The organism is Streptomyces sp. NBC_00190, from assembly GCF_036203305.1.
Taxonomy (GTDB): Bacteria; Actinomycetota; Actinomycetes; order Streptomycetales; family Streptomycetaceae; genus Streptomyces.
In genome coordinates this window covers 6,664,025-6,683,775 of sequence record NZ_CP108131.1, presented here as the reverse complement: position 1 = coordinate 6,683,775, position 19,751 = coordinate 6,664,025, and the positions used below count along the sequence as shown (strand labels likewise).

At 71.0% G+C, this 19,751-nt stretch carries 18 protein-coding genes; 15 read left to right on the top strand and 3 right to left on the bottom strand.

Annotation, left to right across the window (positions count from 1 at the left end):
- Positions 1–364 precede the first annotated feature (364 nt).
- The 9 genes from ccrA to OG429_RS31340 all read left to right on the top strand — a co-directional run bounded on the left by ccrA (position 365) and on the right by OG429_RS31340 (position 10,713).
- On the top strand, positions 365–1,702 hold the full coding sequence (gene ccrA / locus OG429_RS31380; protein WP_328928618.1) for a crotonyl-CoA carboxylase/reductase: 1,338 nt from the start codon (positions 365–367) through the stop codon (positions 1,700–1,702).
- Positions 1,703–1,723: 21 nt separating this feature from the next.
- Positions 1,724–3,802 carry a protein meaA gene (locus tag OG429_RS31375; RefSeq protein WP_328928617.1) on the top strand — a complete coding sequence of 693 codons (2,079 nt, stop codon included), beginning with the start codon at positions 1,724–1,726 and terminating at the stop codon, positions 3,800–3,802.
- Complete coding sequence (locus tag OG429_RS31370; RefSeq protein WP_215146713.1) at positions 3,799–4,773, top strand: HpcH/HpaI aldolase/citrate lyase family protein; 975 nt, start codon at positions 3,799–3,801, stop codon at positions 4,771–4,773. The genes OG429_RS31375 and OG429_RS31370 overlap by 4 nt, the downstream gene beginning before the upstream one ends.
- 5 nt (positions 4,774–4,778) lie before the next feature.
- Positions 4,779–5,291, top strand: a complete 513-nt coding sequence (locus tag OG429_RS31365; RefSeq protein WP_328928616.1) for a MaoC family dehydratase — start codon at positions 4,779–4,781, stop codon at positions 5,289–5,291.
- A 2-nt stretch (positions 5,292–5,293) separates the two neighbouring features.
- Positions 5,294–6,499 (top strand): acyl-CoA dehydrogenase family protein, encoded by a 1,206-nt coding sequence (locus tag OG429_RS31360; protein WP_328928615.1) that lies wholly within the window; start codon positions 5,294–5,296, stop codon positions 6,497–6,499.
- 186 nt (positions 6,500–6,685) lie between these two features.
- Positions 6,686–7,342, top strand: a complete 657-nt coding sequence (locus tag OG429_RS31355; protein WP_030010161.1) for a phosphatidylserine decarboxylase — start codon at positions 6,686–6,688, stop codon at positions 7,340–7,342.
- Positions 7,329–8,189 carry a CDP-diacylglycerol--serine O-phosphatidyltransferase gene (pssA, locus tag OG429_RS31350; RefSeq protein WP_328928614.1) on the top strand — a complete coding sequence of 287 codons (861 nt, stop codon included), beginning with the start codon at positions 7,329–7,331 and terminating at the stop codon, positions 8,187–8,189. Before OG429_RS31355 ends, pssA begins: the two co-directional genes overlap by 14 nt.
- 524 nt (positions 8,190–8,713) lie before the next feature.
- Positions 8,714–10,198 (top strand): AlkA N-terminal domain-containing protein, encoded by a 1,485-nt coding sequence (locus OG429_RS31345; RefSeq protein WP_328928613.1) that lies wholly within the window; start codon positions 8,714–8,716, stop codon positions 10,196–10,198.
- An 11-nt stretch (positions 10,199–10,209) separates the two neighbouring features.
- Entirely contained in the window at positions 10,210–10,713 is a 504-nt protein-coding gene (locus OG429_RS31340) for a methylated-DNA--[protein]-cysteine S-methyltransferase (protein WP_328928612.1), read from the top strand.
- 46 nt (positions 10,714–10,759) lie between these two features.
- Here OG429_RS31340 and OG429_RS31335 read toward each other — a convergent pair whose 3' ends face one another.
- Entirely contained in the window at positions 10,760–11,188 is a 429-nt protein-coding gene (locus tag OG429_RS31335; RefSeq protein WP_328928611.1) for a hypothetical protein, read from the bottom strand.
- A 35-nt stretch (positions 11,189–11,223) separates the two neighbouring features.
- Positions 11,224–11,724, bottom strand: coding sequence for an NUDIX hydrolase (locus OG429_RS31330; RefSeq protein ID WP_328928610.1), 501 nt, complete (start codon positions 11,722–11,724; stop codon positions 11,224–11,226).
- A 289-nt stretch (positions 11,725–12,013) separates the two neighbouring features.
- Here OG429_RS31330 and OG429_RS31325 point away from each other — a divergent pair, with 289 nt between their 5' ends.
- Together OG429_RS31325 and OG429_RS31320 are read left to right on the top strand one after the other, a co-directional pair.
- The gene (locus OG429_RS31325) at positions 12,014–13,162 is read left to right on the top strand and encodes a glycerate kinase (RefSeq protein WP_328928609.1); all 1,149 of its coding nucleotides are present in this window, start codon (positions 12,014–12,016) and stop codon (positions 13,160–13,162) included.
- 114 nt (positions 13,163–13,276) lie between these two features.
- Complete coding sequence (locus OG429_RS31320; protein WP_328928608.1) at positions 13,277–13,795, top strand: GNAT family N-acetyltransferase; 519 nt, start codon at positions 13,277–13,279, stop codon at positions 13,793–13,795.
- Here OG429_RS31320 and OG429_RS31315 read toward each other — a convergent pair.
- The gene (locus OG429_RS31315) at positions 13,774–14,358 is read right to left on the bottom strand and encodes a cysteine hydrolase family protein (protein WP_328928607.1); all 585 of its coding nucleotides are present in this window, start codon (positions 14,356–14,358) and stop codon (positions 13,774–13,776) included. The two genes, OG429_RS31320 and OG429_RS31315, sit on opposite strands and share 22 nt — an antisense overlap.
- A 97-nt stretch (positions 14,359–14,455) precedes the next feature.
- On the opposite strand from OG429_RS31315, the gene OG429_RS31310 reads away from it, so the two are divergent.
- From OG429_RS31310 to OG429_RS31295, 4 genes are all read left to right on the top strand, one after another.
- A complete protein-coding gene (locus OG429_RS31310; RefSeq protein WP_328928606.1) occupies positions 14,456–15,451 on the top strand; it encodes a GlxA family transcriptional regulator in 996 nt (331 codons plus the stop codon).
- The gene (locus tag OG429_RS31305; protein ID WP_405677653.1) at positions 15,448–18,249 is read left to right on the top strand and encodes a SpoIIE family protein phosphatase; all 2,802 of its coding nucleotides are present in this window, start codon (positions 15,448–15,450) and stop codon (positions 18,247–18,249) included. Before OG429_RS31310 ends, OG429_RS31305 begins: the two co-directional genes overlap by 4 nt.
- Positions 18,250–18,359: 110 nt before the next feature.
- Entirely contained in the window at positions 18,360–18,866 is a 507-nt protein-coding gene (locus OG429_RS31300) for a SigE family RNA polymerase sigma factor (RefSeq protein ID WP_328928605.1), read from the top strand.
- 64 nt (positions 18,867–18,930) lie between these two features.
- Complete coding sequence (locus OG429_RS31295) at positions 18,931–19,734, top strand: hypothetical protein (protein ID WP_328928604.1); 804 nt, start codon at positions 18,931–18,933, stop codon at positions 19,732–19,734.
- The last annotated feature ends 17 nt before the right edge of the window (positions 19,735–19,751 follow it).

Sequence of the window (19,751 nt, the reverse complement as noted above, 5' to 3'; positions counted from 1 at the left end):
TCAGGGAGCGGCCGCTTCCGTTTGTCCAGCTTGCCCCTACTCGCCGGTAACTCTGATCGATCATCGCTCAAACTCGCAGGTCAATAGGCAAATGAGAGAAAGTTTTGGCACGCGGTGCCTTGCTGAGTGACACCGCGTGCCATACGTTAAATCTTGTCCGGATGTCCCCGCGGCCCACGCCCACTCGGCACGGAACGCGCCCCGGATGCCTGCGTCACCAGGCACCGCACGCCCCACCACAGGCGTCGCCAGCACCACCGCACCAGCCGGACCGACGGCACCTCGCAGCACCACCCACACGCTCTACGCACGCAACGCGTATCCCCCAGCGCACCCTCATCAGCGCTAAGCCGGAGGCTCTACCGTGAAGGACATCCTGGACGCGATCCAGTCGCAGGCCGCTACGGCCGACGACTTCGCTGCCCTGCCGCTCCCCGACTCGTACCGCGCGATCACCGTGCACAAGGACGAGACGGAGATGTTCGCCGGGCTCACCACCCGCGAGAAGGACCCGCGCAAGTCCCTGCACCTGGACCAGGTCCCGGTGCCGGAGCTCGGCCCGGGCGAAGCCCTGGTGGCCGTCATGGCCTCCTCGGTCAACTACAACTCCGTGTGGACCTCGATCTTCGAGCCGGTGTCCACCTTCAGCTTCCTGGAGCGCTACGGGCGCCTGTCGGAGCTCACCAAGCGACACGACCTCCCGTACCACATCATCGGCTCCGACCTCGCGGGCGTCGTGCTGCGCACCGGCCCCGGCGTCAACGCCTGGAAGCCGGGCGACGAGGTCGTCGCGCACTGCCTCTCGGTCGAGCTGGAGTCCTCCGACGGCCACAACGACACGATGCTCGACCCCGAGCAGCGCATCTGGGGCTTCGAGACCAACTTCGGCGGCCTGGCGGAGATCGCACTCGTCAAGTCCAACCAGCTGATGCCGAAGCCCGGCCACCTGAGCTGGGAGGAGGCCGCCTCCCCCGGCCTGGTCAACTCCACCGCCTACCGCCAGCTGGTCTCCCGCAACGGCGCCGGCATGAAGCAGGGCGACAACGTCCTGATCTGGGGCGCCAGCGGCGGACTCGGCTCGTACGCCACCCAGTTCGCGCTGGCCGGCGGCGCCAACCCGATCTGCGTCGTCTCCTCTCCGGAGAAGGCCGACATCTGCCGGGCCATGGGCGCCGAGGCGGTCATCGACCGCAACGCCGAGGGCTACAAGTTCTGGAAGGACGAGCACACCCAGGACCCGAAGGAGTGGAAGCGCTTCGGCAAGCGCATCCGTGAGCTGACCGGCGGCGAGGACGTGGACATCGTCTTCGAGCACCCGGGCCGCGAGACCTTCGGCGCCTCGGTCTACGTCACCCGCAAGGGCGGCACGATCGTCACCTGCGCCTCGACCTCGGGCTACAACCACGAGTACGACAACCGCTACCTGTGGATGTCCCTCAAGAGGATCGTCGGCTCGCACTTCGCGAACTACCGCGAGGCGTGGGAGGCCAACCGCCTGGTGGCCAAGGGCAAGATCCACCCCACCCTGTCGAAGGTCTACTCCCTGGAGGACACCGGCCAGGCCGCCTACGACGTCCACCGCAACCTCCACCAGGGCAAGGTCGGCGTCCTCGCGCTGGCCCCCGAGGAGGGCCTGGGCGTCCGGGACCACGAGCTGCGCGCCACGCACCTCGACGCCATCAACCGCTTCCGCAACATCTAAGGGCCAAAGGGACAGCCTGAGATGACAGAGCGCCAGAAGGACCGTCCGTGGCTCATGCGGACGTATGCCGGCCACTCCACGGCCGAGGCGTCCAACGAGCTGTACCGCCGCAACCTCGCCAAGGGCCAGACCGGCCTGTCGGTCGCGTTCGACCTTCCGACGCAGACCGGCTACGACCCCGACCACATCCTCGCCCGCGGCGAGGTCGGCCGGGTCGGGGTCCCGGTCTCCCATCTGGGCGACATGCGGCGGCTGTTCCAGGACATCCCCCTGGAGCAGATGAACACCTCGATGACGATCAACGCCACCGCCATGTGGCTGCTGGCGCTCTACCAGGTGGCCGCCGAGGAGCAGGGAGCGGACATCTCCCAGCTCCAGGGCACCACCCAGAACGACATCGTCAAGGAGTACCTCTCCCGCGGGACGCACGTCTTCCCGCCGGGGCCGTCCCTCCGCCTGACGACGGACATGATCGCGTACACGGTCAACCACATCCCGAAGTGGAACCCGATCAACATCTGCAGCTACCACCTGCAGGAGGCCGGAGCCACTCCGGTCCAGGAGATCTCGTACGCGATGTCCACCGCGATCGCCGTCCTCGACTCGGTGCGCGACTCGGGCCAGGTGCCCGAGGAGCGCTTCGGCGAGGTGGTCGCCCGGATCTCCTTCTTCGTGAACGCGGGCGTCCGCTTCATCGAGGAGATGTGCAAGATGCGCGCCTTCGGCCGCATCTGGGACAAGGTCACCCGTGAGCGCTACGGCATCGAGAACGACAAGCAGCGGCGCTTCCGGTACGGCGTCCAGGTCAACTCCCTGGGCCTGACCGAGGCGCAGCCGGAGAACAACGTCCAGCGCATCGTGCTGGAGATGCTGGCCGTGACCCTCTCCAAGGACGCCCGCGCCCGCGCGGTGCAGCTGCCCGCCTGGAACGAGGCGCTGGGTCTGCCCCGGCCCTGGGACCAGCAGTGGTCGCTGCGCATCCAGCAGGTCCTCGCGCACGAGAGCGACCTGCTGGAGTACGAGGACATCTTCGCCGGATCCCACGTCATCGAGGCCAAAGTCGACTCCCTGGTCGCCGACTGCCTGGCCGAGATCGACCGGATCCAGGAGATGGGCGGCGCCATGGCGGCCGTCGAGTCCGGGTACCTCAAGTCCGAGCTGGTCTCCTCGCACGCCGAGCGGCGCGCGAGGATCGAGGCCGGCGAGGACAAGATCGTCGGTGTCAACTGCTTCCAGCAGACCGAGGAGAACCCGCTCACGTCCGACCTGGACGGCGCCATCATGACGGTCGACCCGGCAGTGGAGGCGCTCACCGTCGAGCGCATCGTCCGCTGGCGGGCCGAACGTCAGGAGTCCTCGGACCGGCAGGGGGACGGCGATCCCTTCGTCTTCCCCACCACCCAGCAGGCCCTGGAACGCCTCAAGGAGGCCGCGGCTGGGACCGAGAACCTGATGGAAGCCACCCTGGAGTGCGCCCGTGCGGGTGTCACCACCGGCGAGTGGTCGAGCGCGCTGCGCGAGGTGTTCGGCGAGTTCCGCGCCCCGACCGGGGTCTCCTCGGCCCCGGTCGCGGTCACGGCCGAGCCCGGTACGCCGATGCACGAGGTCCGCGAGAAGGTGGCCCGTACGGCCGACGAGCTCGGCTCCGGCCGGCTGCGCCTGCTGGTCGGCAAGCCCGGCCTGGACGGACACTCCAACGGCGCCGAGCAGATCGCCGTCCGGGCCCGCGACGCCGGCTTCGAGGTGGTCTACCAGGGCATCCGGCTGACACCCGAGGAGATATCCTCCGCGGCGCTGGCCGAGGACGTGCACTGCGTGGGACTGTCCATCCTGTCCGGATCCCACAGCGCACTCGTCCCGGATGTCCTCGAACGTCTGCGCGCGGCGGGGGCGGGTGACATTCCCGTCATCGTCGGAGGCATCATTCCGAACGCGGATGCCGTGACACTGAAGGCGGCCGGTGTCGCCGCCGTCTTCACGCCGAAGGACTTCGGCATCACGGAGATCATCGGCCGCATCGTCGACGAGATCCGCAAAGCCAACAAGCTCGACCCCCTTCAAGACACCGCAAACCTTGCAAGCACGGAGGTCCCCGCATGACCACGCCCGTCCACCCGGTGAACCGTCTTCGCCCGCGTCGCTCCTGCCTCGCGGTCCCGGGTTCGAACCCGCGCTTCCTGGAGAAGGCCCAGGGCCTGCCGGCCGACCAGGTCTTCCTGGACCTGGAGGACGCCTGCGCGCCGCTCGCCAAGGAAGGCGCCCGCCACACCATCGTGGACGCGCTGAACAACGGAGACTGGACGGGCAAGACCCGGGTCGTGCGGGTCAACGACTGGACCACGCACTGGACCTACCGCGATGTCATCACGGTGGTCGAGGGCGCCGGCCAGAACCTCGACTGCATCATGCTGCCGAAGGTCCAGGACGCCCAGCAGGTCGTGGCCCTCGACCTCCTGCTGACCCAGATCGAGAAGACGATGGGCTTCGAGGTCGGCAAGATCGGCATCGAGGCGCAGATCGAGAACGCCAAGGGCCTGGTGAACGTCGACGAGATCGCCGCCGCCTCGCCCCGGCTGGAGACCATCATCTTCGGCCCGGCCGACTTCATGGCCTCCATCAACATGAAGTCGCTGGTCGTGGGCATGCAGCCGCCCGGCTACGGCGCGGACGCCTACCACTACATCCTGATGCGGATCCTGATGGCGGCCCGCATGCACAACCTCCAGGCGATCGACGGCCCCTTCCTCCAGATCCGCGACGTGGACGCGTACCGCGAGGTGGCCGGCCGGGCGGCGGCGCTGGGCTTCGACGGCAAGTGGGTGCTGCACCCGGGCCAGGTCGACGCGGCCAACGAGGTCTTCTCCCCTTCCCAGGAGGACTACGACCACTCCGAGCTGATCCTCGACGCGTACGACTGGTGCACCTCCGAGGCCGGCGGCAAGAAGGGCTCGGCCATGCTCGGCGACGAGATGATCGACGAGGCCAGCCGCAAGATGGCCCTGGTCATCGCGGGCAAGGGCCGCGCGGCCGGGATGCAGCGCACCAGCAAGTTCGAGATCCCGGAGGCCTGAGCGATATGCAGTTCGGACGCACTTACGAAGAGTTCGAGGTCGGTGCGGTCTACAAGCACTGGCCCGGAAAGACGGTCACCGAGTACGACGACCACCTCTTCTGCCTGCTGACCATGAATCACCACCCGCTCCACATGGACAGCAATTACGCCGAGAACACGACCGACTTCGGCAGGAACGTGGTCGTGGGCAACTACATCTACTCGCTGCTGCTGGGCATGTCCGTCCCGGACGTCTCCGGGAAGGCCATCGCCAACCTGGAGATCGAGTCCCTGCGGCACGTGGCGCCGACCTTCCACGGCGACACCATCTACGGCGAGACCACGGTCCTCGACAAGACCCCGTCGAAGTCGAAGAACGACCGCGGCATCGTCTACGTCGAGACCAAGGGCTACAAGCAGGACGGCACCCTCGTCTGCGTCTTCCGGCGCAAGGTGATGGTCCCGACCGAGACGTACATCAAGGAGCGCGGCGGCGAGCAGCCCGGCCGCCCGCAGCTGAAGGAACAGGGGAAGTAGCCATGGCCCGACTCGCCCAGACCGCCGGGCTCACGGACGTCCAGCGGGAGATCCTCAAGACCGTCCGGGAGTTCGTCGACAAGGAGATCATCCCTGTCGCCACCGAGCTGGAGCACCGCGACGAGTACCCGCAGGACATCGTCGACGGCCTCAAGGAACTCGGCCTCTTCGGCCTGATGATTCCTGAGGAGTACGGCGGCCTGGGTGAGTCGCTCCTCACCTACGCGCTGTGCGTCGAGGAGATAGCGCGGGGCTGGATGTCCGTCTCGGGCATCATCAACACCCACTTCATCGTGGCGTACATGCTCAAGCAGCACGGCACGCAGGAGCAGAAGGACTATTTCCTTCCGCGGATGGCGCTGGGCGAGGTGCGCGGCGCGTTCTCGATGTCCGAGCCGGGCCTGGGCTCCGACGTGTCGGCCATCACGTCCAAGGCGGTGAAGGACGGCGACGAGTACGTCCTGAACGGCCAGAAGATGTGGCTGACGAACGGCGGAAGCTCCACCCTGGTGGCGGTTCTCGTCCGAAGTGACGAAGGACACCCCGAGGGCACGGCGCCCCACAAGTCGATGACGACCTTCCTCGTCGAGAAGGAGCCGGGCTTCGGTGAGGTCCGTCCGGGCCTGACCATCCCGGGCAAGATCGACAAGATGGGTTACAAGGGCGTCGACACGACCGAACTGATCATGGACGGACTGCGCATTCCGGCCAATCGGGTACTCGGCGGGCAGACGGGCCGAGGGTTTTACCAAATGATGGACGGGGTCGAGGTCGGCCGCGTCAACGTGGCGGCCCGTGGCTGCGGCGTCGCTCAGCGTGCTTTCGAGCTGGGTGTCTCCTATGCCCAGCAACGTCACACTTTCGGCAAGGCGATCGCGGAACACCAGGCCATCCAGTTCAAGCTGGCCGAGATGGCTACCAAGGTCGAAGCCGCCCATGCGATGATGGTGAATGCAGCACGCAAAAAGGACTCCGGGGAACGAAACGACCTCGAAGCAGGGATGGCGAAGTACCTCGCCTCCGAATACTGCAAAGAGGTGGTGGAGGACGCCTTCCGCATCCACGGTGGATACGGATTCTCGAAGGAGTACGAGATCGAGCGTCTCTACCGGGAGGCTCCGATGCTGCTGATCGGTGAAGGTACCGCCGAAATCCAGAAAATGATCATCGGGCGACGCCTGCTCGAGGAGTACCGACTCCAGGGCTGAAAGTACCTTTTGCGGCGGATCATCCACTGATCCGTCGCAGAAGCGTCACTAGCAGTGACTGGCCGACGGCCATCGACTCGGCTTCTGGCTTGCCCAGTTGTTGCGCGCAACCGATAGCATTCCAGTAAAGCCGCCGTCCCGTCCCCCTGTTTGCGGCGCGGCAATCACCCGCTACGAAGGTCATCCATGCCCCACAGCCAAACCTCTGCACCTCGCGACAGCCTCCTTGGCGTACGCCTCGCGCGCGGAGCATCGCCGTGGCTTCTGCCGACCGTCGCCACCGCGGCGCTCAGCCTCACCCGGGCTCGCAAGTCCGGGCGCTGGGCCGCGGCGGCCGTGCCCGCCACCGCGCTCGCGGCGGGCATGCTGTGGTTCTTCCGCGACCCCGAGCGTGAGATCGCCCAGGGCCGTGTCATCTCGCCCGCCGACGGTGTGGTGCAGAGCATCATGCCGTGGAAGGACGGGCGGACCCGGGTCGCGATCTTCATGAGCCCGCTGAACGTCCACGTCAACCGCGCGCCCCTCGCGGGCACGGTGACGTCCGTGGAGCACATCCCCGGCGGTTTCGTCCCGGCGTTCAACAAGGAGAGCGAGAACAACGAGCGCGTTGTCTGGCACTTCGACACCGAGCTCGGTGACATCGAGATGGTGCAGATCGCCGGTGCCGTGGCCCGCCGCATCGTCCCGTACCTGCCCGCCGGCACCAAGGTCGAGCAGGGCGAGCGAATCGGTCTGATCCGCTTCGGCTCCCGCGTCGACATCTACCTCCCCGAGGGCGTCGAGGTCGCGGTCGAGGTCGGTCAGGCCACCACCGCGGGGGTGACCCGAATTGACCGTGACTGACCCTGAGACTCCTGCCACAGGCTGGGTTCCCGAACGTGCCGAGGAGGAGTCCGCCGAGGACGACATGCCGCTCTCGCTGCGGCTGTCGATAGCGGACACCCTCACCCTCGGCAACGCGACGTGCGGATTCATGGCGGTGTACTTCACCACCACCGGAATCCTCATCCCGCACCTCACCGGCAGCGGCGAGTCGGGCATGGCCCGGCACAGCGCGGCGACCGCGGTGATACTGATGCTTCTCGCGGCGGTCTTCGACCTCTTCGACGGCATCGTGGCCCGCAAGCTGCGCAGCTCGCCGATGGGCGCCGAGCTGGACAACCTGTCCGACCTGATCAGCTTCGGACTGGCTCCCGCGTACTTCGTGCTCGTCTACGGCATGGTCGCCGACGACGCGCACCAGAAGATGTCGGCGCTGGCCGCGATCGTGGTCCTGCTGGCCGTGGTGCTCAGACTCGCGAGATTCAGCTGCGTGACGATGAAGGACGGCATGTTCCAGGGCATGCCGAGCCCCTTCGGCGCGCTGACGGTCGTGTCCATCGTCCTGCTGGAGCTCCCCTTCATCCCGACCCTGCTGGCGATCGTCGGCGTGGCCTGGCTGATGGTGAGCCGGGTCGAGTACCCGAAGCCGCGGGGTGTCCTCGCGGTGGCGATGCTCAGCTGGATCGTCGGGGCGATGGGGCTGCTGGCGGCCTGGGCGTTCGACGCCCCGGGCGGTCAGCTGCTGCTCCAGACCGGCTGCGCGCTGCAGATCGCTCTGGCCGCGACCATCCCGCTGTTCGCGACGACCCGGAGGGCCAACACCTTCCGGCACAACCGGCGCGAGGCCCGAGCCACGACGCTGCGCTGAGCTCGGCTGTGAAAGAGGGCCCCGGATGCCGATGGCATCCGGGGCCCTCTTCGTTTCCCGGGGCCGGGGTCGGCGGCGGCGTTGCCGGGGGCCGGGGTCGGCGGCGGGGCGGGGAGTGTCCGGGGTAGGCATGATTTATGGCCCCCGAGCGGGGGTGACACAGGACTCGGCGGTGAGGGCCAACAAATCACGTTTTACACCCCGGACACTCCCCGCCCCGCCGCCGACCCCTCCCGCCGTTCGCGGCACCGGTACACGCGCCTGAGGGCGGGGACGGGGCCGGTGGTGGGGCGGGGGTTGTCCGGGGTGTGAAACGTGATTTGTTGGCCCGGACCCCCTGGCACATTTCCGTGCCGCCGTGGGGCCATAAATCATGCCTACCCCCCGGACGACCCCCGCCCCGCCGCCGGACCCGGCTCCGCCCGACCCCCGGCGCCCAGGCCTCGGCCGAGCCCCCGCCCCGGCGTAGCCTTGATGTCGGAAAACCGCCAGCCGTCGTGGATCTCGCCCCGGATCCTGGAGCCATGCACACCGACACCGAGCGCTGCGTAAGGGCCGTGCAGTCGAAGGACGCCCGCTTCGACGGCTGGTTCTTCACCGCTGTGCTGACCACCCGGATCTACTGCCGGCCCAGCTGCCCCGCCGTACCGCCCAAGGTCGAGAACATGACCTTCCTGCCCAGCGCCGCCGCCTGCCAGCAGGCCGGCTTCCGGGCCTGCAAGCGGTGCCGCCCCGACACGAGCCCCGGATCGCCCGAGTGGAACGCCCGGGCCGATGCCGTCGCACGGGCGATGCGGCTGATCCGGGACGGGGTCGTGGACCGGGAGGGGGTGCCGGGCCTCGCCACCCGCCTGGGGTACTCGACCCGGCAGGTCGAGCGCCAGCTCAACGCCGAGCTCGGCGCCGGTCCGCTCGCCCTGGCAAGGGCCCAGCGCGCCCAGACCGCCCGACTGCTCATCGAGACCTCCGAACTCCCCATGGGCGACGTGGCCTTCGCCGCCGGGTTCTCCTCCATCCGCACCTTCAACGACACCGTCCGCGAGGTCTTCGCCCTCGCCCCGAGCGAGCTGCGGGAGCGGGCGGTGAAGGCCAGCCGCCACAAGAACGCCCCGCCCCGCATCCCCGGAACGATCAGCCTCCGGCTGCCGTTCCGCGCGCCCCTCAACCCGGACAACCTCTTCGGGCACCTCGCCGCGACCGCCGTCCCCGGCGTCGAGGAGTGGCGGGACGGCGCCTACCGCCGCACCCTGCGCCTGCCCTACGGCACCGGGGTCGTCGCACTGACCCCGCAGCCCGACCACATCGGCTGCCGCCTCGCCCTGACCGACATGCGTGACCTGACCATCGCGATCAGCCGCTGCCGCTGGATGCTCGACCTCGACGCCGACCCGGAGGCGGTCGACGAGCAGCTGCGCTCCGACGCGCTGCTGGCCCCGCTCGTGGACAAGGCTCCCGGGCGCCGCGTGCCCCGTACGGTCGACGCGGCGGAGTTCGCCGTACGGGCCGTCCTCGGCCAGCAGGTGTCCACCGCGGCGGCACGCACGCACGCGGCCCGGCTGGTCACCGCCTACGGCGAGCCGGTGGAGGACCCGCTGGGCGGACTGACCCACCTCTTCCCCTCCCCGCAGGCGCTCGCCGGGCTGGACCCGGAGTCCCTGGCCATGCCGCGCAGCCGGCGCACCACCTTCACCACCCTGGTCTCGGCGCTCGCCGACGGTTCGCTGCCGCTCGGCTTCGACAGCGACTGGGATGCGGCGCGGGCCCAGCTGTCGGCGCTGCCCGGCTTCGGCCCGTGGACCACCGAGATCATCGCGATGCGGGCGCTGGGCGACCCGGACGCGTTCCTGCCGTCTGACCTGGGCGTCCGGCGGGCCGCGCAGGGGCTCGGGCTGCCGTCCACGCCCTCGGCGCTGACCGCCCGGGCGGCCGGCTGGCGGCCCTGGCGTGCGTACGCCGTGCAGTACCTGTGGGCCACGGACGCCCACCCCATCAACCACCTGCCCGCCTGAGGAGCACGAGCATGAGCAGCAAGCAGCACGCCGTCGTCGACAGCCCGTACGGTCCACTCACCCTGGTCGCCACGGACGGCGTCCTCAGCGGCCTGTACATGACCGGGCAGCGCCACCGCCCCGCCGAGGAGTCCTTCGGGGAGCGGGTCGCCGCCTCCGAGGAGCCGTTCCCCGAGGTGGCGCGGCAGCTGACCGCGTACTTCGCCGGGGAACTCACCGACTTCGACCTCCCGCTCCGGCTGGCGGGCACCGACTTCCAGCGCAGCGTGTGGGACCAGCTGGTACGGATCCCCTACGGCGAGACCTGGTCGTACGGGCAGCTCGCGTCCGAGCTCGGCAAACCGAACGCCTCGCGCGCCGTGGGCCTGGCCAACGGCAAGAACCCGATCGGCATCATCGTGCCCTGCCACCGGGTGATCGGCGCCTCGGGCGGCATGACGGGCTACGGCGGCGGGCTCGAGCGCAAGGTGCGGCTGCTCGACTTCGAAGCCGGGGCCCGGCAGCTCCAGGTCTAGACGGGTCTAGACGGGTCTAGACGGGTCTAGACGGGTCTAGACGGGTCTAGACGACGAGCAGCGGGACGAGCAGGGCGAAGGCCGCGCCCGCCTCCACCGCGTAGCCGTACAGCGACGGGTGCTGGACGGGGGCGGCGAGCAGGACCACGCTCTGCTGGGCGGTGGCCGCCGCCACCCACTCGGCGTCGGCGCCGAGGTTGCCCTGGTACCAGCCCTCGCAGGAACCGGGGCCGCTGACGGCGAGGAGGTCGTCCTCCCGGCGGTAGAAGGCCTGCCACTGCGCGGCGGGCACGGACCAGCCCTCGAAGTCGGAGAACTGGGCCCAGCCGCCGTCGCGTATCGCGGTGTCGAACAGCCATACGGGCGTCCCCTCGGGGGTCACCTCGCCGCCGGCCTGCTCATCGGTCGTGAAGTGCACCATGGGGAGCGCGTCTGGCCCGTCGGCGGTGCTGGGCCAGGCATACATCGTGATCATCAGCTGATTCTGTCCTGCTCGCAGTAAGCCCGGTGTTACCTGGACGCCGGGCGGCGGCCGTTCTCCAGTTCCGCCGCGCCCTCGCCCGACAGCAGGACCCGGTAGGCCTCTTCGGTGCGCGGGCCGAGCGATCCGGGGAGGTACGCGGTGAGTTCGGCGGGGTCGACCAGCCGCCAGGAGAGCAGTTCCTCCTCCTGGAGGGTGATGGAGGCGAGTTGCGCGTCGTCCAGCACCCCGCCGTCGTAGAGGTACGCGACCAGCGGCGGGCGGCCCGCGCCGAGGCTCCAGTCGACGGCGAGCAGCCGGCCGAGCGGTACGTCGAGGCCGATCTCCTCGGCGCTCTCGCGGCGGGCGGCCGTACGGGGCGACTCGCCGAGGTCCGACTCGATGGTGCCGCCGGGCAGGGCCCAGCCCTCACGGTAGTTGGGCTCGACGAGCAGGACCCGCCCCTGGGCGTCCCGGTAGAGGGCGGCCGCCCCGGCCAGCACCCGGGGCAGGCTCGCGATGTACGTGGCGTAGTCATCCGTGGTGGTCACCGAGCCACCCTACCCAGGGGTGCCGGGCTCGTCCTCGCGGTCCCGGTCCTTGGACCCGGCGCTCCGCGCCCCCACGCCGAGGACCCTTTCCTCCCCGGCCTGAAGGCCTGGGCCTCCTGGGAGAACTCAAGTGAATCCGCGCTCATGCGGCCACACTATGCGGGCGTATATCCGTATTTAGGCGCATGGCGCGCCGGGTGTGACCCAGGCCACTCATGGGCATAGGAGGATCCTCCGGATAAGCTCATGGAGGCGCGACTGCACTGTTCGATAGCAAGGGAATAGCAAGGTGACGGACGGAGCAGTAACTGAGGCCGCGCGCGTGCTCATCGCCGCGGACAAATTCAAGGGCTCGCTCACGGCCGTTCAGGTCGCGGAGCGGGTGACGGCGGGCCTTCGCAGGGCCGTACCGGGCGTGGAGATCGAGACCCTCCCGGTCGCGGACGGCGGCGACGGCACGGTCGCGGCCGCGGTGGCGGCCGGTTTCGAACGCCGCGAGGTACGGGTCACCGGACCCCTCGGCGACCAGGTCACGGCGGCGTTCGCGCTGCGCGGGGGCACCGCCGTGGTCGAGATGGCGGAGGCCTCCGGGCTGCAGCTGCTGCCGACGGGCACCTTCGCGCCGCTGACGGCCACCACGTACGGCTCCGGCGAGCTGCTGAAGGCCGCGCTGGACGCGGGCGCGCGCTCGATCGTCTTCGGCGTGGGCGGCAGCGCCACCACCGACGGCGGCGCGGGCATGCTGGCGGCGCTGGGCGCGGTGTTCCTGGACGCGAACGGCGAACCGGTCGGTCCGGGCGGCGGCGCGCTGGCCGAGCTGGCCTCGGCCGACCTGTCCGGCGTCGACCCGCGCTTCGCGGACGTGGAGTTCGTGCTGGCGAGCGACGTGGACAACCCGCTGACGGGCCCGAAGGGCGCGCCGGCCGTCTACGGCCCGCAGAAGGGCGCGTCGCCGCAGGACGTGGCGGCGCTCGACGCGGCGCTGGACCACTTCGCGGTGGTGCTGGAGAAGTCGATCGGCGCGAAGGCAGCCGAGTGCGCGGTGCTCCCGGGTGCGGGCGGCGCCGGCGGCATCGGCTACGGGGCGCTGCTGCTCGGTGCGACGTTCCGGCCCGGCATCGAGCTGATGCTGGAGGTACTGGGCTTCGCGCCGGCCCTGGAGCGGGCCACGTTGGTCATCACCGGTGAGGGCTCGCTGGACGAGCAGACCCTGCACGGCAAGGCTCCGGCGGGTGTCGCGGCGGCGGCCCGGGCGGCAGGCAAGCCGGTCGTGGCGGTCTGCGGGCGGCTGCTGCTGAGCCAGGAGGCCCTGGAGGCGGCCGGTATCCGCAAGGCGTACCCGCTCACGGACCTGGAGCCCGACCCGGCCAAGTCCATCCCGAACGCGGGACCCCTGCTGGAGCAGGTCGCGGCCAACATCGCCGCCGACGTTCTCTGACCCGGACGCCCCGGTGAGGCCCGGTCCCCCCGAGCGGGGGGACCGGGCCTCTGCCGTGGGCGGCGACCCGAAATGCCGGCGGGGCGGCGGTGCGGGCTGATAGGCATGGCGGTCATGGACGACACCTCGGGCCTTCCGGCCTCCCGGAGCCTGATCACCGAGCGGCTCGTGCTGCGGCCGCTGGACGCGGACGGGGCACGGCGGCTGATCGACGGCGCGCCGGGCCCGGACGACCACTGGGGTCCGGGCTACCCGGACGCCGGGGACCGGGCGGGCGCGGAGCGGTACCTGCGCGTGCTGGCCGCGCACGGCGACCCGCTGCCGTTCGGGGCGTACGAGATACGGCGCCGGGACGACGGCACCGCGATCGGCGGCGCCGGTTTCCACGGCCCGGCCGACGCCCGGGGCCGGGTGACCGTCGGCTACGGGCTGATCCCCTCCGCCAGGGGCCGGGGCTACGCCACCGAGGCCTTGCGCGCGCTGCTCGACCACGCCCACGAGCACGGTGCGACCGCCGTCGAGGGCGACACGGACCTGGCGAACACGGCCTCGCAGCGGGTCATGGAGGCCGTCGGGATGCGGCTGCTGCGGGAGGACGGCCGCCTGCGGTACTACGCGGCCGAGAGCAGCTGAGCCGTGGTCACCACGCGGGCGAAGCCGCCGCCCTGGAGGTTGACCGCGGTGGCGGTGGCGAGTTCGTCGGCGGTCAGGCTCAGGCCCGCCGGGCCGGCGAGGTCGAAGGTGTGGGTGGCGTCGAGCGGGACGAGGACGTCGTAGCCCAGGTTCCCGGCCATCCGGGCCGTGGTCTCGACGCACATGTTGGTCTGGATCCCGGCCACCACCAGCTGGCCGATGCCCCGGGCGGTGAGCCAGGCGGCCAGGTCGGGGGTGCCGTAGAAGGCCGAGTTGACGTGCTTGGTGATCAGCAGGGACTCGTACCGGCGCTGCTCCACGAACTCCTTGAAGGCGTAGCCCGGCCGGTCGGCGGCGAGTACGGAGCCGGGGCGGAGCGAGGCGTGCCGCACCTGCACCACCGGCCGCCCGGCGGCCTGCCAGGCGTCCATCAGAGCGGCGATGTTGTCCTCGGCGGCCGGGTTGTTGCGCGGCCCCCAGAAGGACGCGTCGTCGAACCCCTGCTGCACGTCGATGACCAGCAGGGCACTGTCGGGGGCGATCTCGATCGCGTTCTTCGTCATGGCTTCATGCTCGTGGCCCGGGAGCGGGGCCGACAGAGCCACCGGCGCCCCTGATCGATGGGATCCTGCCAGCCTGGCAGGATGGCACACTGGCCTCGTGCACCGCGTCGCGATCCTCGTCCAGCCCGGCATCCGCAGCTTCGACCTCGCCGTGATCACCGAGGTCTGGGGCCCCGACCGCAGCCGCGTCGGGGTGCCGGCGTTCGAGCTGCGCCGGTGCGCCCTGGAACCCGGACCGATCGCCCTGCCCGGCGGGCTGACCCTGGCCCCCGACCGCGGGCTCGACTGGCTGGCCTCGGCCGACCTGGTCGTCGTACCCGCGCTGGCCTCGCCGGACGATCCGACGCCCGAGCCGGCCCTCGCCGCCCTCCGGGAGGCGCACGCGCGGGGCATCCCGGTGGCCGCGCTGTGCGCCGGGGCGTTCGTCCTCGCGGAGGCCGGGCTGCTGGAAGGCCGCCGGGCGGTGACCCACTGGTCGCTGGCTCCCCGGCTCGCCGCCCGCCATCCGGGGGTGCTGGTCGAGGACGCCCCGCTCTACGTGGAGGACGGCGGGCTGTGGACCTCCGCCGGGGTGGCCTCCGGCATCGACCTGTGCCTGCACCTCGTCCGCGAGGCGCACGGCGCCGAGGCCGCCGCCGCCGTCGCCCGCTCGATGGTGACGGGCCCCTTCCGTACCGGGGACCACGCCCAGTACCTGGACCGGCCCACGCCGGCGGCCGACCGGACCGCCGAAACCCTGGCGGCCGTACGGGAACGCGCCCTGCGCCATCTGCACGAACCGCTCGACGTGGCCACCCTGGCCCGCTGGGCGGGCATGTCCCCGCGCTCCTTCGCCCGGCACTTCGCCTCGGCCACCGGCACCACTCCCCACCGGTGGCTGCTGAGCCACCGCCTGGACGAGGCCCGCAAGCTGCTGGAACGCACCGACCATCCGGTCCCGGAGGTGGCCCGCCGCGCCGGTTTCGCCAGCGAGGTCACCTTCCGCCAGCACTTCACTTCGTACGTCGGCCTCAGCCCCCGCGCGTACCGGGTTGCCGCCGCCGCCGCGCAGCCGCCCCCAAACCACCTGGACAGTGTTAGAAAGGGCTCATGACCGGACGTAATGGTCGCCAGCCGACCGGGTGGGGCCCGCGCCTGTTCGCGCGCCCGTCCGGGTGGGCGCACAGTGTCGCCGGTCAGGTCTTCGCCCTCATGGCGGTGATAGTGCTGCTGCTCATCGGCGCGGGCGCGGTGGCGCTGGTGGTCCAGTCCCGGTACGACAGCGAGCGCGACGCGCGCAACCGCTCGCTCGCGGCGGCCGAGGCCTTCGCCCACGCCCCCGGCCTCCCGGCGGCGCTGAAGGCGGCGAACCCGACCGCCGAGCTCCAGCCGCTGGCCGACGCCGCACGCCGCGGCTCCGGCATCGACTTCATCGCGGTGATGAACCTCGACGGGGTCCGGTACACCGACTCGCGGCCCGAGCTGATCGGCAAGCGCGCCACGGGCGATCTCTCCCGCGCCCTCGCCGGGCACTCCTTCACCGAAACGTTCCTGGGCGAGCCCAGCGACGCGGTGCGGGCCGTCGTGCCCGTACGGGACGCGGACGGCGCGGTCATCGGCCTGGTCGGCACGGGCATCGAAGTGGCGAACGTGGCCGACGCCGTCGAGGCCCAGGTCCCGCTCCTCATCGGCGCCACGGCGGCCGCCCTGCTGCTCGGCACGGGCGGCGCCTTCCTGGTCAGCCGACGGCTGCAGCGCCAGACCCACGGCCTGGGCGCCGCCGAGATGGCGCGGATGAACGAGCACCACGAGGCCGTGCTGCACGCCGTGCGCGAGGGAGTCCTCATCATCGGGACCGACCGGCGCCTCGTCCTCGCCAACGACGAGGCCAGACGGCTGCTCGACCTGCCGCCCGACGCCGAGCAGCGGCACGTCTCCGACCTCGGCCTCGACCCGCGCACCACCGAGCTGCTCGTTTCGGGCCGGGTCGCGACGGACGAGGTGCACCTGGCGGGCGACCGGCTGCTCGCGGTCAACCAGCGGCTCGCCAAGCCGTACGGAGGCCAGCCCTCCGGCACCGTCATGACCCTGCGCGACTCCACCGAGCTCGCCGCGCTCTCCGGCCGGGCCGAGGTGGCCCGCGAGCGGCTCCAGCTGCTCTACGACGCCGGCGGGCGGATCGGGACGACGCTGGACGTGGTGCGGACCGCCGAGGAGCTGTCGGAGGTCGCCGTCCCCCGCTTCGCGGACTTCGTCACCGTGGAACTGCTGGAGCCGGTGCTGCACGGTGACGAACCCGCGCTGGCCGCCGGCATGTACACGGAGATGCGGCGGGCGGCCATGAGCGGGGTCCGCGCCGACACGCCGCTGCAGGCGGTCGGCGACACCATCCGGTTCGTCGTGCCGACCGCGCCGATGTCCGCGGCCCTGGACGCCGGGCAGGCGGTGCTCGCCGCCGATCTGCACGCCGCCATGGGCTGGCGGGCGCAGGACGCCGACGGGACCCGGCTGGCCCTCGACTACGGCTTCCACTCGCTGATCTCCGTACCCCTCCAGGCGCGGGGCGTGGTCCTGGGCATGGCCAACTTCTGGCGGGCTGCCGACACCCCGGAGGCCTTCGATGAGGAGGATCGTTCCTTCGCGATGGAGCTGGCGGCGCGCGCGGCCGTCTCCATCGACAACGCCCGCCGCTTCACGCGCGAGCACGCGACGGCCGTGACCCTGCAGCGCAGCCTGCTCCCCCGGGTGCTGCCCGAGCAGACAGCCGTGGAGGTCGCCTTCCGCTACCTGCCCGCGAAGGTGGGGGTGAGCGGGGACTGGTTCGACGTGATCCCGCTGCCGGGCGCCCGGGTGGCGCTGGTCGTCGGCGACGTCGTCGGGCACGGGGTGCACGCGGCGGCCACGATGGGCCGGCTGCGGACCGCCGTGCACAACTTCTCCACCCTGGACCTGCCGCCCGACGAGCTGCTCGGGCACCTGGACGAGTTGATCAACCGGATCGACCAGAACGAGTCCGCGGGCGGCAGTGACGGGGGCGGCGCGGACGGCATGGGCGAATCGGCCGGGATCACGGGCGCCACCTGCCTGTATGCGGTCTACGACCCGGTCTCCGGGCGGTGTGTGATGGCCAGCGCCGGGCACCCCGGGCCGGCCCTGGTGCGGACCGACGGGCACGTGGACTTCCCGGCGCTGCCCGCCGGGCTCCCGCTCGGGGTCGGCGGCATGCCCTTCGAGGCCGTCGAACTGCAGCTGCCCGAGGGGAGCCGGCTCGTGCTGTTCACCGACGGTCTGGTGGAGGACCGCCAGCGGGACTTCGACTCCGGCCTGCGCCTGCTGGCCCAGACGCTGTCCGCGACCGGCCGCAGCCCCGAGCAGGCCTGCGCGGACGTGCTCGCCGCGATGCTGTTCCCGACGCCGGCGGACGACATCGCCCTGCTGATCGCCGACACCCGGCGGCTGGAGTCCGGCAAGATCGCCGAGTGGGAGGTGCCCGGCGAGCCGTCGGCCGTCTCGCGGGTGCGCAACGCCGGTTCGGCGCAGCTCTCCGCATGGGGGCTGGACGGCATCTCCTTCAGCACCGAGCTCATCCTCAGCGAGCTGGTCACCAATGCCATCCGGTACGGGAGCGCGCCCGTCCGGGTCCGGCTGCTGTGCGACCGCAGCCTCATCTGCGAGGTCTCCGACGGCAGCAGCACCTCCCCGCACCTGCGGTACGCGGCCACCACCGACGAGGGCGGCCGCGGGCTGTTCCTCGTCGCCCAGTACGCCGAACGGTGGGGCACCCGCTACACGGACCGCGGCAAGGTCATCTGGGCCGAGCTGCCGCTGACCGGGGGCTCGGAGCCGTCGGCGCCGGACCTGCTGGACCTGGACGCGGCGGACCTGGACTCGCTGGAGGACCTGGCCTGGTGACGCGGAAGCGGCGAAGAAAGGTTTCGCCGCCCGCGCGACATCCTGACGTCCCACGTAGTCATGAGGGGTATGCACGGGGATCACAGGACAACGGAGCAGGTGGGGGCCGAGTGAAATCAGCACAGGAGGACGAGTACCTGGAGTTCGTGGGCGCGAGGGCGAAGGCGCTCTACCGCTCGGCATACGTCCTGGCGGCCGGCGACACGCATCTTGCCGAGGACCTGGTCCAGGAAACCCTCAGCCGGGTGTACGTGCACTGGAACCGGGTGGCCGGTGCGGACAATCCGGCGGCCTACGCCCAGACGGTTCTGGTCCGCGCCTTCCTCAGCCTGCGGCGTCGGCGGAGCACCGCGGAGCGCCCCGTCGGGAACATGCCCGACAGTGCGGCGTCCGGCCCGGACGCCGCACTGCGGCTCACCCTGGTGGACGCCCTCGGCAAACTTCCGCCCCGCGACCGGGCGGTGCTCCTGCTGCGCTACTGGGAGGACCGCAGCATCGAGGAGACCGCCCAGATGCTCAGGACGAGCAGGAGTGCGGTCCGCTCCCAGGGCACCCGTGCACTCGGCAGGGTGCGTGCGCTGCTCGGCGACAGCCTGTCCGACCTGGTTCCGCACTGAGCACCGCATACGCAGGTCAAACCGCAGCAGAGCCCGCATCAGCGATAGAAAAGGTGACGCCAGCATGCCGTTCGAAGCAGACCTCGCACATGCACTGGACCGCACGACCGACTCCCTTGAACCCGATCTCACCGCGCTCCTGGGCGGAGCCGTCGAGCGCGGGCGGAGCCGTCGGCGCCGGCGCAGGGCCGGCGTCATCGCCGGGGCCGGCGCCTGCGCCGTGATCGCGGCAGCCGGCCTGGTGATCCCCGGCGCCCTCGCCGGGACGCACTCCGCGGGATCCGACATCGAGACGGTGGCGCTGGCGATGCCCCGTTCCGCGATCACCGGCACCCAGATGATCCAGGCCCTGGAGATGACGTTCCCCGGGGGCCGGTTCAGCCAGGCGACCGGACAGAGCAACAACCCCGCGGATCCGTCCGGCGGGTACGTCGCCAACGGCGGACTGGTCGTCGACGACGGGAACGGCGCCGCCAGGGTCGGCGTCTCGGCCGTGCGGCTCAAGCTGCCGCTCAGGGACGGCGACGGGCTGAGCTGCGAGCGGACGCCCGCGCGTCCCGCAGGTGACACCTGCGCGCTGAGCGAGTTGCCGAGCAGCGCCGCGATTCCCGGCGGGGCCGTGGTGATGTCGGAGCAGAACGCGGCCGAACACCCGGCTCGTGCCGACACCGCCCGCCGCTGGACGGTGACGGTGACCCTGAAGTCGACCGGCGCGCAGCTTCAGATGGTGCAGTGGAACAGCACCGGCGGCGGCAGCGGTCCCGACACACCGAAGCCGACCCGTGCCGCTCCCCCGCTCTCCGAGCAGCAGGCGGTGGCCGCACTCACCGGTGCCACCTGGGCGCCGATCCTCGGTGCGGTCGGCTGACCCGTTGCGGTGCCGAA

Coding starts and splice junctions, on each gene's coding strand:
- OG429_RS31340 (WP_328928612.1), top strand. CDS start 10,210: ATGAGCAGCAAGCAGCACGCCGTCGTCGACAGCCCGTACGGTCCACTC.
- OG429_RS31335 (WP_328928611.1), bottom strand. CDS start 11,188: ATGATCACGATGTATGCCTGGCCCAGCACCGCCGACGGGCCAGACGCG.
- OG429_RS31360 (WP_328928615.1), top strand. CDS start 5,294: ATGGCCCGACTCGCCCAGACCGCCGGGCTCACGGACGTCCAGCGGGAG.
- OG429_RS31375 (WP_328928617.1), top strand. CDS start 1,724: ATGACAGAGCGCCAGAAGGACCGTCCGTGGCTCATGCGGACGTATGCC.
- OG429_RS31365 (WP_328928616.1), top strand. CDS start 4,779: ATGCAGTTCGGACGCACTTACGAAGAGTTCGAGGTCGGTGCGGTCTAC.
- OG429_RS31370 (WP_215146713.1), top strand. CDS start 3,799: ATGACCACGCCCGTCCACCCGGTGAACCGTCTTCGCCCGCGTCGCTCC.
- OG429_RS31355 (WP_030010161.1), top strand. CDS start 6,686: ATGCCCCACAGCCAAACCTCTGCACCTCGCGACAGCCTCCTTGGCGTA.
- OG429_RS31305 (WP_405677653.1), top strand. CDS start 15,448: ATGACCGGACGTAATGGTCGCCAGCCGACCGGGTGGGGCCCGCGCCTG.
- OG429_RS31320 (WP_328928608.1), top strand. CDS start 13,277: ATGGACGACACCTCGGGCCTTCCGGCCTCCCGGAGCCTGATCACCGAG.
- OG429_RS31315 (WP_328928607.1), bottom strand. CDS start 14,358: ATGACGAAGAACGCGATCGAGATCGCCCCCGACAGTGCCCTGCTGGTC.
- OG429_RS31295 (WP_328928604.1), top strand. CDS start 18,931: ATGCCGTTCGAAGCAGACCTCGCACATGCACTGGACCGCACGACCGAC.
- OG429_RS31345 (WP_328928613.1), top strand. CDS start 8,714: ATGCACACCGACACCGAGCGCTGCGTAAGGGCCGTGCAGTCGAAGGAC.